The organism is Bacillus sp. FJAT-44742, assembly GCF_002797315.1.
GTDB lineage: Bacteria > Bacillota > Bacilli > Bacillales > Marinococcaceae > Thalassorhabdus > Thalassorhabdus alkalitolerans.
Genome location: NZ_KZ454936.1, coordinates 848,983 through 863,195 on the forward strand (window position 1 = coordinate 848,983; position 14,213 = coordinate 863,195).

12 protein-coding genes and 1 pseudogene are annotated in these 14,213 nt (G+C 41.3%); 8 read left to right on the forward strand and 5 right to left on the reverse strand.

Going from position 1 to position 14,213, the window contains the following annotated elements; all coding sequences use genetic code 11:
- Nucleotides 1–62 precede the first annotated feature (62 nt).
- The 6 genes from CEF17_RS04365 to trpB all read left to right on the forward strand — a co-directional run bounded on the left by CEF17_RS04365 (nt 63) and on the right by trpB (nt 5,864).
- Nucleotides 63–716, forward strand: coding sequence for a YflT domain-containing protein (locus tag CEF17_RS04365; protein WP_157842921.1), 654 nt, complete (start codon nt 63–65; stop codon nt 714–716).
- A gap of 225 nt (nt 717–941) precedes the next feature.
- Nucleotides 942–1,535: a YflT domain-containing protein gene (locus CEF17_RS04370; protein ID WP_100398445.1), complete on the forward strand. Its 594-nt coding sequence runs from the start codon at nt 942–944 to the stop codon at nt 1,533–1,535.
- A gap of 95 nt (nt 1,536–1,630) precedes the next feature.
- Nucleotides 1,631–1,789: a hypothetical protein gene (locus CEF17_RS20280; protein ID WP_198508880.1), complete on the forward strand. Its 159-nt coding sequence runs from the start codon at nt 1,631–1,633 to the stop codon at nt 1,787–1,789.
- A 154-nt stretch (nt 1,790–1,943) separates the two neighbouring features.
- Nucleotides 1,944–2,798 (forward strand): PRD domain-containing protein, encoded by an 855-nt coding sequence (locus tag CEF17_RS04375; protein ID WP_100398446.1) that lies wholly within the window; start codon nt 1,944–1,946, stop codon nt 2,796–2,798.
- A 189-nt stretch (nt 2,799–2,987) separates the two neighbouring features.
- Complete coding sequence (gene cimA / locus CEF17_RS04380) at nt 2,988–4,613, forward strand: citramalate synthase (RefSeq protein ID WP_100398447.1); 1,626 nt, start codon at nt 2,988–2,990, stop codon at nt 4,611–4,613.
- 69 nt (nt 4,614–4,682) lie between these two features.
- Complete coding sequence (trpB, locus tag CEF17_RS04385; RefSeq protein ID WP_100398448.1) at nt 4,683–5,864, forward strand: tryptophan synthase subunit beta; 1,182 nt, start codon at nt 4,683–4,685, stop codon at nt 5,862–5,864.
- A 101-nt stretch (nt 5,865–5,965) separates the two neighbouring features.
- Here the strand turns inward: trpB and CEF17_RS04390 are convergent, their stop codons facing one another.
- Both CEF17_RS04390 and CEF17_RS04395 read right to left on the reverse strand, forming a co-directional pair.
- Nucleotides 5,966–6,973, reverse strand: a complete 1,008-nt coding sequence (locus CEF17_RS04390; RefSeq protein ID WP_100398449.1) for a TIGR03943 family putative permease subunit — start codon at nt 6,971–6,973, stop codon at nt 5,966–5,968.
- 123 nt (nt 6,974–7,096) lie between these two features.
- Nucleotides 7,097–8,131, reverse strand: a complete 1,035-nt coding sequence (locus CEF17_RS04395; RefSeq protein WP_100398450.1) for a permease — start codon at nt 8,129–8,131, stop codon at nt 7,097–7,099.
- A 155-nt stretch (nt 8,132–8,286) separates the two neighbouring features.
- Here CEF17_RS04395 and CEF17_RS04400 point away from each other — a divergent pair, with 155 nt between their 5' ends.
- Nucleotides 8,287–9,249, forward strand: coding sequence for a CobW family GTP-binding protein (locus CEF17_RS04400; protein ID WP_100398451.1), 963 nt, complete (start codon nt 8,287–8,289; stop codon nt 9,247–9,249).
- 209 nt (nt 9,250–9,458) lie between these two features.
- Nucleotides 9,459–12,212, forward strand: a complete 2,754-nt coding sequence (gene ppc, locus CEF17_RS04405) for a phosphoenolpyruvate carboxylase (protein WP_100398452.1) — start codon at nt 9,459–9,461, stop codon at nt 12,210–12,212.
- A gap of 131 nt (nt 12,213–12,343) precedes the next feature.
- On the opposite strand, the pseudogene CEF17_RS20990 reads toward ppc, so the two are convergent.
- From CEF17_RS20990 to CEF17_RS04415, 3 genes and pseudogenes are all read right to left on the reverse strand, one after another.
- Nucleotides 12,344–12,534 (reverse strand): annotated as a pseudogene (locus CEF17_RS20990) (transposase); the annotation flags it as partial.
- A gap of 231 nt (nt 12,535–12,765) precedes the next feature.
- A complete protein-coding gene (locus CEF17_RS19845; protein ID WP_157842922.1) occupies nt 12,766–12,903 on the reverse strand; it encodes a hypothetical protein in 138 nt (45 codons plus the stop codon).
- Nucleotides 12,904–13,257: 354 nt separating this feature from the next.
- Nucleotides 13,258–14,091: an undecaprenyl-diphosphate phosphatase gene (locus CEF17_RS04415; RefSeq protein ID WP_100398453.1), complete on the reverse strand. Its 834-nt coding sequence runs from the start codon at nt 14,089–14,091 to the stop codon at nt 13,258–13,260.
- Nucleotides 14,092–14,213: the final 122 nt, after the last annotated feature.

Genomic DNA, 14,213 nt, shown 5'->3' on the forward strand with positions numbered 1-14,213 from the left:
GATACGGGAAGGTAGATTGTATAGAACAAAACAAACAGGTATAGCTACCGGAGGTGATTTCCTTGGCAGAAAGAGTAATAGGCGTTTATGAAAAAGAGCAAGAAGTCATTACTGCTGTTGAAGAGCTTAAAAAAGAAGGACTTGACCCTTCTGATATGTCTTTGGCTGTTGATGAAAAGACAGATGCCAGATATTTGACGAGAGAAACAGGTGTGCAAACAGAAACTGAAAAAACAACTGAAGCCAGCGAAGGCAATAATAAAGGAATGCTTGATAAACTTAAGCAAGCTTTTACAGGAAATGATCAACAGAGTAATGAGGCATCTGGAAATGTAAAAGAAAAATTTATTAGTATGGGCATGACTGAGGAAGAGGCAACAGAGTATAAGGACCAAATAAAAGAAGGAAAGATGGTTTTATTTGTAACCAGAGATGCAGACGAGGGTTTAGGAGGTCCAATTGGGCATACTACCAAACCTACGTCAACGGATCGTCCTCCATTAATGGGTTCCACCTCAAGTGAAAGGGAAACTGAGGAAAGCTCCATGAAAACAGAGCAAACCCCAGTTGAAACAGAAGGATCACCAAATAAACCAGCGAAACCCAAAAGGTCATATGCGACTCAAGGCACTAGTGATCCAGCGCCGGAAGGATCTTCTCCACAACACAGTAAATCTGAGCCAGTCGCTTCAGAGGATGAAAATAGAAACAAATAAAACATTTCTTATAATGTCGACAGGGGACCAGCATACGCTGGTTCTCTTATTATAAAGAACGAGCATTGATTTTTTATTCATTTATTTATTTATTTATTTTCCATCGCTCCCTGGGTAGCGGCTGCATTAACGTGACCACATCCTTTTTTGCAAAGCCTTGTTTTCAAAGAACAATGTAGGGGAATTGAAGTAAAAAACACTTTTTAAAGAAAGGAAGGTAAAAAAATGGCCAATAGAGTTGTTGGTGTGTATGATTCAAAAAAGAAACTTCTGGAGAATGTGGAAGAGCTTAAGGCAAAAGGCATTGATGCATCGGACATTTCGATTGTAGCGAAAGACGACGATACAGCAAATTTTTACGGTGAACAAACCGGGGCTCAAACGATGGCGGATACGTACGATGCTGACAAAGATGAAGGGTTTTTTGAGAAGGTCAAAGCGGCCTTTCAAACAAAAGGTGAGGTTGAAACAAGTGACGCAAGGACCCTGACTGATAAGTTTATGACCTTGGGACTGCCGGAAGAAGAGGCCAGAAAGTACCACGATAAAGTGGAGGACGGAGGGATTGTGGTCTTAGTGGATCGTCCTGCCTATGAAGAAAACGGCAGTAAGAGTAGTCAGGGCAATAATCAAGAAGGTATTTCATCCACTTCTTCGGATGCAGGTGCCGAACCCCTCGCATCCTCTTCTGATATAGGAACAGAAACAACGAGAAACGAGAGTGACCATCCAATCGAAGGGACACAAAATCCTGCACCAGGCAGAGACAATTTTTCTGACAACGCGTTAAATCATCAGGAAAATAATGAAAATAAATAATGGAAAAAGGGCAGCACAAGCTGCTCTTTTTTAAAAAGAATAGTGTTGTTTTTCAGTAGGGGTGCTACCAAAGAATAGTAAAGGGAGGCAGGAGTATGATGTTTAAAGGAGACCCTACCTTTCATGGCCTTTGTTCCCTATGCAGCCGAAAAATTAAAAATGAGGGATATTGGAAGGAAGATTCATCATACGGTTCTTTTAAATACTACTGTTCCGAGGACTGTATGAAAAAAGAGGAACCAGACCCTCAGTAACAGCTGATATTTAGGACGGGTGCAGCTGGAAGGCTGCGCCGATTCTTTGAAGGTAGACAAATTTTACCTTTGGCTGCGAACTCGTTTTTCTTTTAATGCCTTACTCTTTACAGTAAAATAAGGTACATAGTTTGATAGAAAGAGTGAGTGTATTATGATCATTCAAAAGGTACTTAACCATAATGCAGCTATAGTAAAGGAAGGTAACGAGGAAAAAGTTGCTCTTGGGGCGGGGCTTGCCTTCCATAAAAAGAGAAATGATACGATTGATTCGACAAGGATAGAAAAGCTGTTTGTATTAAAAGAAAAAGAACAAGATCATTTCACCCATCTTTTACACTCAATAAAAGAAGAAGAGGCTGAAGTTATAAGAAAAATCGTAAAAAAAGCTGAGTCTGAATTGAATGCCACTTTTAATGAAAGAATTTATATAGCGTTGTTTGATCATATTGTCTTTACCATAGAAAGGGTGCAGTCAGGTCAGTCTGCAGCAAATTATTTACTTCCTGAAATAAAAGGATTATACCCAGATGAATTTAAGGTCGGGTTATGGGCTGCTGAGGAGATAGAGAAAGTGACAGGGACCTCCATGTCAGAAGATGAAGCTGGTTTTATCGCGCTTCATCTCTATACTGCAAGAACAAAACAGCCTACAGTTGAAGAAGCGATGAATCTTACTGAAGCGATACATTTAATGGTTGAAGTATGCGAAAAGTCGCTGGGAGTTACCTTTCCAACGGATACAGTTGCCTATCAGGGGTTAATTACTCATTTAAATATTGCCATTAAAACAGTCATACAACAGGAAGATATAAGCTCTACTCCATCTGAAATGGTTCAAATGATCAAGAAAGGTTATCCCGAAGTCTATCAAAGCACGCAAGCTGCAACTGAGGCTTTAAAAAAAGAATATGGACTGCACCTTCCCGAAGACGAGAACGTATATATATCGATGCACATTCAAAGAATATTAGTCAGAATAAAGGAAGAGGAAAAAAATAATGCCTGAAGACTCTGGTCTTTGGGCATTTTTTCATTGATGCAGTCAAAATGGCCTGAAATATACAGAAATCGGGTAATTGATTGTCCTCTGGACATATTCAAATGTCCCCTCCTATGATATACTATTTTCCAATATGGGGAGATTTAAAACAATTCAGAAAAGAAGTATGGATGGATTAGAGTAGGAGGGACTCAAGTGAATAAGCAAGTCCGGATATATGATACGACCCTGAGAGACGGAACACAAGGTGAGGGAGTCAGCTTATCTGTTGATGACAAAGTAAAGATCGCCAGAAAGCTTGATGAGCTCGGCGTTCATTACATTGAAGGAGGCTGGCCTGGAAGCAATCCGAAAGATATGAATTTTTTCGAGAAAATAAAAGAATTGGACTTAAGGAACAGTGTGGTCACGGCTTTTGGAAGCACTCGTCGTTCCGGTATTAAAGCCTCTGACGATCCAAATTTAAATCGATTAATTCAAAGCGGTGTCAAGGCTGCTGCAATTTTTGGGAAAACGTGGGACTTCCATGTGACAGAAGCTCTGCAAACAACCTTAGAAGAGAATCTACAGATGATATATGATTCTATTTTATTTTTAAAAGAACAAGGCTTAGAGGTCATTTTTGATGCCGAACATTTTTTTGATGGCTATAAAAACAATGAAGAGTATGCGATTCAGGCCATCCTTAAAGCACAGGAAGCGGGAGCAGACTGTATTACCCTTTGTGACACAAACGGAGGGTCCCTTCCTAAGGAAATAGAAGACATTGTAAAGGATGTAAATGAAAAAGTCAGCACGCAAGTCGGGATCCACTGTCATAATGACGGGGAGCTAGCGGTAGCGAACACTTTATCAGCCGTTCGTGCTGGTGCAAGCCATGTGCAAGGGACAATAAATGGGTATGGCGAGCGTTGCGGAAATGCCAATCTCGTTTCTTTACTGCCGAATCTCCAATTAAAAATGGGGTATTCCTGTATTGGGAGCGCTCCTATGCAGGAGCTCGTTTCTATATCAAAATTTGTGCATGAGATTGCAAATCAAGTGCCGGCAAGCAATCAGCCATTTGTAGGGAATAGTGCGTTTGCTCACAAAGGCGGAATGCATGTCAGCGCAGTTCTTAAACACCCAGAAACCTATGAACATATTAAACCTGAAGTGCTCGGGAATAAGCGGCGGGTTCTTGTTTCAGAGTTGTCAGGCCAAAGCAACCTTATGTTTAAAGCAGAGGAAATGGGACTTACTCTTGATAAGAATGATCCCAAGGTTAAAGAAATTATTGAAAAACTAAAAGAAATGGAAAACCTGGGGTACCATTATGAAGCGGCTGAAGCGTCGTTTTTGCTTCTGGTAAAGAAGTTGTTAGGAGAAGACATTACGTTCTTTGAGCTGGATCATTTCAAAATCCTGACAGATAAAGAATCCAGTGATGAATTAACTACTGAAGCTGTTGTGAAGGTAAAAGTAAACGAAGAAGTGGTAATGACCGCAGCAGAAGGGAACGGGCCGGTTAATGCGCTGGACCATGCATTGCGTAAAGCGTTAGGCGAGTTTTATCCAGTGATTCATAAGATGTATTTATCTGATTATAAAGTGCGTGTGCTTGATGAGGGGGAAGCTACTGCTTCCAAAGTAAGAGTACTTATTGAATCATCTGATGGAAGAAATACGTGGAGCACCATAGGTGTGTCCGCCAATATTATAGAAGCAAGCTGGCATGCTCTTGTGGATAGTATCCGGTATCACTTTATGAAGCAGGACGAAGAGCTTGAAATCATAAAAAAAGATACTGTTAAGCCTCCAGTTGGAGTAAATAACCATTAAGCAAAGGGATGGCATTTCTATTGGTCTTTGGTACAATAAAAGACAGGATATAGTAAAGGAGAGAATGAGATGAGCAGAGCAGAGGTAAATGAAGAGAAAAAAGGTTATTTCGGGGATTTTGGCGGGAGTTTTATACCACCCCAGCTTGAAGCAGTATTAGAGAGGCTTGATAGTGCCTTCCAACAATATAAGGATGAACCGGAATTTATTGAGGAATACAATTATTATTTAAAAGAATACGTAGGGCGTGAAAACCCTCTAACATTTGCTGACCGGCTGTCAAATGAGCTGGGAGGAGCCCGAATTTATTTCAAAAGAGAAGATTTGAACCATACAGGCGCCCATAAGATAAACAATGTGATTGGACAGATATTACTTGCCAAAAGAATGGGAGCCCATCGAGTGATTGCTGAAACTGGTGCAGGCCAGCATGGCGTGGCAACGGCTACAGCATGTGCCATGCTGGGAATGGATTGTACCATCTATATGGGAAAAGAAGATACAAGAAGGCAGGAGCTAAATGTATTTCGCATGGAGCTTCTTGGAGCTAAGGTTGTCCCGGTAGATAAAGGAAGCGGACGCCTTAAGGATGCTGTGGATGAAGCGTTAAATGACCTGGTAGAAAACTATGAAACGACGTTTTACCTTCTCGGATCAGCTGTTGGTCCTCATCCATTTCCTACCATTGTTCATCATTTTCAATCAGTGATCAGTAAAGAGTCTAAAAAGCAGATTTTAGAAAAAGAAGGGCGCCTTCCTGATATGGTTGTTGCGTGTGTAGGGGGAGGCAGCAACGCGATTGGTGCATTTTCTGAGTATATTGAAGAGGAGGATGTACGCTTGGTTGGCGTTGAGCCTGAAGAAGCTGCTACCCTCACAAAAGGGACGCCGGGTGTCATTCATGGTTTTAAATGTTTATGTCTACAAGATGAGGAAGGAAATCCCCTTCCGACATACTCAATTGCAGCGGGGCTTGACTACCCGGGAATTGGGCCAGAACATAGTCATCTGAAAGTATCAGGACGAGGGGAATATGAAACGGTATCGAAACAGGAAGTGTTAGATGCTTTTCAAAAGCTAGCTCGTACGGAAGGGATCATTCCTGCCTTAGAAAGCGCTCATGCTGTGGCTTATGCTGTTAAAACAGCCCCTTCCATGGATGAAAACGATATTATTATTGTTAACCTCTCCGGCCGTGGCGATAAAGACGTAAATGAAGTCCGCCTGTTACTGAAAGATAAAGAAATATAAATAAGAGAAGGCTGGGAAAAAATCCAGCAAAAAAGAATGGCCTCACAGGTGGTGAGAGCCATTCTTTTTTGGAGACTGAATTGTCCCAAGCCTATTTGTATCTACCTGAAGGAAGGAAAAACATATGGCATATCAGGTTCGTCAATCTCTGTAATTTCCTGTAAGTGAATAGAAGGCATCGTGAAGCCTCCGTATTCCCCCTCCTGGATTGTCCCTCTAATAGTAACCCATGAGTCTTCCTCATAATGCACCGCTTCTTCGGATTCAACCAGCAACCCATAAACCGTAGCATCAGCAATGCAGCATGTCATGGAAAATCGGGCTACAACCATTTGGTTTTCGTTAAATTCTGGTTCTCTGTACACAAAACCAGCCACTTCTATTTCTTTGCCTTTAAAGCTGTCCAAGTGAATGTCCATCGCAGAGACCATGTCAAGAAAATTGTCTTCTGTAATGATTACTTCATCTTGATTTTCATAAGTATCTGCAATTTCTTTATAGTGGGAATCCAGTTCTTCCTCCTCGTATAAATCCTCCATCATATAATGCTCTTCCTCTGAGATTTCCCCTAAGCTGTCGCCGGAAGCGGAAATCGCGCCCGCCTCAAGATCCTCCAAATACTGCTCTGGATTATCAAGGTAAGCTTCCGCTCTGTTTGCTGTGTCTTGCTCCTCAGAAGCTTCTGCTACTGGTGTAGCAGGAGAAGGGGATGCGGTTGGACTTGTGAAAATACCAGAACCATATTGAATTCCCCGATTGGCAGCTACTGAACTGTCCAATACTTGATCAGGAAGTGAGAAACCAAGCACTACAGGAGCAACAAATATTCCATAAATCATTACCTTCGTTAGTGGCCGCCCCGTCATGCTATGGTCGCTTCCACAGTCACAAAAAAAATCTTCATTCTTTTTACTTGTGCTTCGTAATATCTGAATTACACCTAAGATAAATAGTACAATTGTTGCAGCATAGACAAACGGCAGCATCGTTGGCGCAATGTATAACCGAATGCTTCCTGATATAATCATTCCAAGCTGAAGAAGGGCAAAGCCAATTAATATAATTCCTCGAATATACGCATGAAAGCTTGTATCGGTTTGATTCTCCATGTTCTCCTCCTTTCAGAACAATTTCTTATATAATGGTTGTAGCTAAAGGCCAATGTGGATTTTTTTAAGTCATTTAATTATTGATAAAACCGTGAGACGCCTTCGGGATAGCATGAGCCGAACCTATAAAATAAATAATTGAAGGATCATGATACTTGTAAACACGCTCACTGTTACGACTGACATGAAAATCAGGACAAACTTTGTTTTAAAGAAAGCAAACAGCATAATAGTATTCTTTAAATCAAGCATCGGTCCATATACGAGGAAAGCGGCAATGGACCCGGTAGTAAACATACTGCCAAATGATGCAGCTACAAAGGCATCGGCCTCTGAACAAAGTGAAAGAACAAAAGCAAAAGCCATCATAACTCCTGTAGAGGCCCAGTCACTCGTACCAATTGCAAGAAGGAGACTTCTGTCCAGAAAGGTTTGAAACATAGCTGCGATGAAGGCACCGGCAATCAAGAATTTCCCCATAAGGAAAAACTCATCTGCCGCATGGTAAACCGTTCTTTTTATCCCGCTGCTTTGCGGTTTAGGGGCTGGCGTTGCCGCTGCCGCAATTCCGTTTCCCAGTAATTCATCTTTTTGCACCTTGAGCTGGTCGCTGTTTTTAAATATGGTATAAAGAACCGCTCCTATGATGATGGAGAGAACAAAAGCCAGTCCAAATCTTGTGTAAAAAACAGTGAGGTCATTGCGGAAAGCAAAATACGTAGAGGCCGCAACCACCGGGTTTAAGATCGGGGCTGCCACTAAAAAGACCACACCGACATGAAGAGGCATACCTTTTTTGATTAAGCGTCTGACCACAGGGATAATGGCACATTCACATATAGGGAAAATAGCTCCAAGCATGGCTGCAGGCAGCAGGGCGGCGTAAGCTTTTTTAGGCACGTATCTTTGTATAGTATCCTCTGAAACATAGACTTGGATAAGAGCAGATATAAAAACTCCTAGCAATATAAAAGGCACGGCCTCGATAACAATACCTAGAAAAATAGTGTTTACATTTAACCAGGATGACGGAAGCGTAAAGAGACCTCCATCTTTAAAAAGATCCATGCTGAAAAAAAGAATCACAAAAGTAAATAGCAGCAAAATACCAAGGGCATCTTTCATCCAGCCGTTCAGCGGGGAGGGGGTATGTTCCATATTAAATTTTTGCTCCATTCTTTCTTGGTCTTATATGTAAATTCTATGTGGCTTAGAGTGTATTTTAGCATAGATTCTTCTACTTTTATTAAGTAAAATAGAAAGTAATCCAGATTTTACAAACTTGTAATGAAAGAAACCATTGGGGGCCAAAAATGGAACAAAAGAAAACACCGGTCTATGTGCTTACAGGCTTTCTCGGAAGCGGGAAGACAACGCTTTTGAAAGAAATGCTTGCTGCAGAGAAATCAGCAGGAAAGACACCTGCAGTAGTTCTAAATGAGCTTGGGGAAGCAAATGTTGAAAAAAGCTACTTCAACGAAGAGACTCTAATAGAAAAGTTAAACGGTTGTATATGCTGTACTATACAAACAGATCTTACAGATGACCTCCTTGATTTTTTCACCTATTCAAAGAAGAAACCAGATGTCATGTTTATAGAAGGGACAGGGGTCGCTGATCCACTGCAGGTGATAGATGGACTAACTGATCCCAGACTGCAGGCTTTTATTGATATTAAATCAGTAATTGGCGTGGTTGATGCAGCAAGATACATAGAATACCAAAGCATATTTTCGAGCTCTAAAGAAGTAAGAGAAGTGTTACGGTCTCACCTCTTACACAGCTCGCTTCTTATACTCAATAAAGTAGATGAATGTGATGCCAGGACACTTGAAAAGGTGAAGAAAAAAATTGACAAGGCAAAGCCTTCTTCTGTTCCTGTTATAGAAGCCAGCTATGGGGATGTTTTACATGAAGAACTAATGATGTCACGGTTTGAACATACCCTTGAAGACAGTCAGGAACAAAGACAGGAAATTGAGCATTCTCATTTTCAAGCTCTGCACATTGAGCCGGAAACACAGCTGCTGAAAGGAAATCTTAAAAACTGGCTTGAGTCTCTCCCTGAACAGGTAGTTCGTGTCAAAGGGATTGTTCACATGAAAGGAGAGGGAAAAGGGGTTATTCTTCAATATTCACCTGGTTCTCTCAGTTTAGAACCACTTTCTCACAGAGGTGAGGAGGGAGTGCAGCGCTTGATTGTCATTGGCTACAATATTAATCCTGCCGATATAAAGGAATCATTCAGTAAAATGGTGCAAAAAGCAAAAGGGTGATCTCTTTTGCTTTTTGCATAGGAAAATATTTCTTTTACGTTTTCAGGCAATAATTTTGATTATTTTGTATAATTAATGTTAGAATAAAACCTACTTGCAAAAGCAGGTCTATTTTTTACACGTAAAGGGCCGTGAAATGTCCTTGCGGGACGGAATTAGTCCCTGTTTTATGATCATCGTATGCACGACTTTTTACAGGAGGGTAATAAATGATCAACGTAGAAGACAGCAGCTCACTATTAAGAAATGACGTAAAAAACCTTGGAAACATTCTGGGAGAAATTTTAGTTCACCATGGCGGTGTTTCCTTATTAAACAAAGTTGAAGAAATCAGAAAAAAAAGTATTGCCTTAAGGCAAACTCACAATGAAGAAGAATACAAAAAGCTGAAAGAAGAAATCAGCAGCTTGGAACCGCCTATGCGCCAGCACGTCATTCGTGCTTTTTCCACATATTTTCACCTGGTTAATATTGCAGAACAAAATCATCGCATTCGAAGAAGACGCCAATATCAGCTTGAAGATAACGATGTAAGTCAGCCTTTTTCTCTGGAAGGAGCAGTGAAATCTTTAAAGGAAAATAAGATAACAGAGAATGTAATACAGGATGTACTCAATGATTTATCCTTAGAGCTCGTGATTACTGCTCATCCTACAGAAGCAACCAAAAGGACCGTACTGGAGATCCAAAAGAGAATTTCTACTATTTTGCAACAGTTTGATAATCCTCTCCTTACAAAACGGGAGAAGGAGAACTTACACGAGAGTCTATTTAATGAAGTCACAGCTTTGTGGCAGACAGATGAGCTGCGTCACCGCAAGCCGACTGTAGTAGATGAAGTAAGAAATGGTCTGTATTACTTTGACCAAACGTTGTTTGATGTTCTGCCAGACATCCACCAGGAGCTTGAGGAGCAGCTGGATTCTGAGTTCCCTGACCATGATTGGAAAGTTCCTAACTTCCTCACATTTGGCTCCTGGATTGGAGGGGACCGTGACGGCAATCCAAATGTAACCCCTGAAGTAACATGGGAAACATTACAGAAACAAAGAGCACTGGCAATTAAGAAATACAGAAAAGTAGCAGAAGAACTCATGAGAAGATTCAGTCATTCCATGGTCAGGATAGAAGTGAGCAAGGAGCTTCTTCGTTCAGTTGAAGAAGGCGAAGTGAAATACTTAGATGAAGGTGAAGCTTGGCCGGTGGATTCAGAGATCTACAGAAGAAAATTTGCAATCATTTTAAAACGGTTAAAACATACCGGAAAAACGAACCTTGGCTACGTAGATGCTGAGGAGCTGTTAAACGATCTTCTGATGATCCAAGAAAGCGTAGAAAAGCATCAGCCTTCACATCACAAATTAAAAATGATTCGTAAATTAATTCGCCAGGTTCAGCTCTTTGGTTTTCACCTTGCAACCTTAGATATTAGAAATCACAGCGGCGAGCATGAAGCAGCAATTACGGAAATTCTGCGAGCAGTCAATATTACTTCTGATTACAATACCCTTCCAGAAAATGAGAAGGTAGAAATGCTTGAAAGTGTCCTTAAAGATCCGCGCCCGCTTCTATTGGCAGATGAATACTATTCAAAAGAAACACAAGAAATGCTTAAAGTGTTCCATACGATTAAACAGGCACATGAAGAGTTCGGACAAAGGTCCATTGAGGTTTACCTAGTCAGCATGACCCAGTCCTCAAGTGACTTGCTGGAAGTTCTTGTGCTTGCAAAGGAAGCTGGAATTTACCGCCTTCACGCTAATGGTGAGGTAGACAGTCATTTAAATGTGGCGCCTCTTCTTGAAACCATTGATGATTTAATTGCTGGGCCAGACATCATGAAAACCTTGTTTAGCATGGATGTGTACCGTAATCATTTGAATGAACGAGGAAACAATCAGGAGGTCATGCTGGGGTATTCTGATGGTAGTAAAGATGGTGGTACCCTTACTGCGAACTGGAAATTGTTTAAGGCCCAGCAGGAAATTCACGATATGGCTAAGGAATTTAATATCGGTTTAAAGTTTTTCCATGGCCGCGGCGGATCCTTAGGCCGTGGAGGCGGGCCGTTAAACCGCAGTATCCTTTCTCAGCCTGCAGAAACGTTAGGAGACGGTGTGAAGATTACGGAACAAGGGGAGGTTCTTTCCTCTCGTTACCTTCTTGAAGATATTGCCTTTAGAAGCCTTGAGCAGGGAGCATCTGCACTGCTGGAATCATCAGCTAAGATTTCTAACAAGTCAGAACAAGCACATATTCGTGAATCCAAGTGGGAAGAAGCAATGGAGGAAATCTCCTCCCACTCATTAAAGAAATATCAATCGTTAGTGTTTGGTGACAAAGACTTCCTTGGCTATTTTAATGAAGCCACACCAATAAAAGACCTGGGTGCTCTTAATATTGGCTCTCGTCCAATGAGTAGAAAAGGGAGCAGCCGGTTTGAAGATCTCCGGGCAATACCATGGGTATTTGCATGGACCCAGTCCAGGCAGCTCATCCCTGCCTGGTATGCTGCTGGAACAGGCCTTCAAGCTTTTGCTTCAAAAGATGAAGAGAACGTGAAAATTCTCCAGTCCATGTATCAGCATTGGCCATTCTTCAAGTCTACTGTTAATAATCTGCAGATGGCTCTTATGAAAGCAGATTTGAGCACAGCAAAAGAATACATGAAGCTTGTGAAGGATGAAGAGATAGCAAATAGAATTTTTGGGGATATAAAAGAGGAGTACGAAAAAACAAAGGAGATGCTCTTGCAAATTACGGGGAATGATCATCTTCTCGATCATACTCCTAACATCCAAGAGTCAGTTTATCGAAGAAATCCTTATGTTGACCCTCTAAATTACCTGCAAGTGGAATTAATTAAGATCATGCGTTCACAGGAAGATCAGCCTGAGGAACTGCTGACAGAGGTGCTTTTAACAATAAGTGGAGTTGCCGCAGGCCTTCGAAATACTGGATGATGTAAGAGGGGCTGTCTCAAAAGGAAAGCTTTTGAGACAGCTCCTTTTTAATCTCACTGGAATACTGGAGACAAGAAAGAGGCTGGTACAAAGCGGTCTCTGGAAAGTAAAAACGGTGCCAATTATAGCTTTTAGATAGTTGGCACGTTTTGTTGATCTAAAATAGGTTGATGAGCTTGTCGAAAGGTGTACTTTCTCAAGTTCACCGCCATCATAGTGAATTTTCGTTTTTAACCTGCTCTTTGCCTCTCACAGACATTCGGGTGAAATGGAAATTAGCCTTCAGAAATCCGAAGACAGGTTCTACATCAATCTTACGCTTCACCTGTTTTCTCTTCCAAAAAACACGTCCCAAGTAAAGGTTTTTGTTCTCCTAGGATCGCAAGATTCTGCTTGTACTTGTGTTTGCTCCTAACAAATCCTCGAACGTTTTGAGGTACTGTTTAGGTGTTCCTTTCTGCTCGGAGTAGCTTGCGCACCTTCGCACCATCGGCTGCTTTCACTCAGCTCCTTAGCGACCTCTTTGAGTTTTTCGGAAGATAACTCCTCAAGGCTATCCCGTTCTATCGCAGGAACGACATCCTATGGTTTCCACGAGATCATTGACGGCAAAAGCCATATCATTTTCCTGAAGCTTATAGGGCAGGCCCATCGGCAAAACGGTTTGATTCATGTTATAGTCTTTACACATAAGGATACCTCCGATTCTGTTAGGTTGTGGTGATGTAACTTTATCAGAAGGTATCCTTTTTGTGTATATATTCGTTGATGGTGCAAAAATCACGAGACGCCTGCCGGAAAAGCAAGAGCTAAAGATCCGCCGGGGCGATCTAACCCGGCTAGCTGAAGCCTTGCCCGCTGCATAGAAGACACCGTGAAAGCGAATGAAATGAAGCTGAACGGATGTCGCACTTGTACCTTTAGGTGCAAGCGAGTGTATTTTTGAACAAGCAACTACTAGAATACTGAAAACAAAAAAGCTCTCACCGCCGATGGTGAGGGCTCTTCTCTTTCGCTGGGTTTTGTCCCGGCTTCTTGGCTTTATCTATTCTACATCAATAACAACTGTTGGATCCAGCTGGGTTACAACAAATACAGCTAGAACAAAACAATAAATGGCAAAATAGATCAGTTTGCTTTTTTTAAGGAATCCGATGAGCCAGACAATTCCTATCCATGAAAATATAAAGGAAGCAATGAAAGCAATGATTAAATTACCTGTACCTATTGACGCAAACGCTCCTCCGCCAATGTCGTCGAAGGCTAACACGGAAGAACCTAAAATGACGGGTATTGAAAGTAAAAAAGAGTAACGGACAGCTGTATCTCTATTTAAACCGCAGTACAGAGCTGTAATTAAAGTAGCACCTGATCTTGAAATTCCCGGAAGGACTGCTAAAGTCTGACCGAGGCCCACAAAAATTGAATCCAAAAATGTCATATCTTTTTCAGTTCGTGAACCGTATTTGTGGAATCTTTCTATTAAAATAAGAAATAGCCCCGTAGTCGCTAAAGCCCCTGCAATAAATGGCGGGGTTTTCATAATGTCTGAGACAAGGTCATTTAAAAGCAAGCCAAGAAAACCGGTAAGAAAGGTAGCAACAAGAATATAAATTGCAAAGAAAAAAGAGGTTCTGTGGTGAGAAGCCCTTGTAGTTAAGAAAGCAAAGAATCCTGTGACGACCTCGACCACATCTTTTCGAAAATATAAAAGAACAGCAAGAATTGAACCTATATGTAAGAAGATTTCAAACGAAAGGCCGGGAAAGGTATAGCCAAAAACCATCTGTGTAATGACGATATGGGCTGTACTGGAAATAGGCAGAAATTCTGATAATCCTTGAACAATACCAAATATTAAAGCTTCATACCAACTCATTTATCTCTTCACTCCTCTTGTTATCTCTGTTATTTTAGCAGATATAGGTACCAACGGATAGATTAAATTTATGAAGTTTTTTCCTGAGACCACCATACTTGTCCAACAGTTTAAAGGTGGAC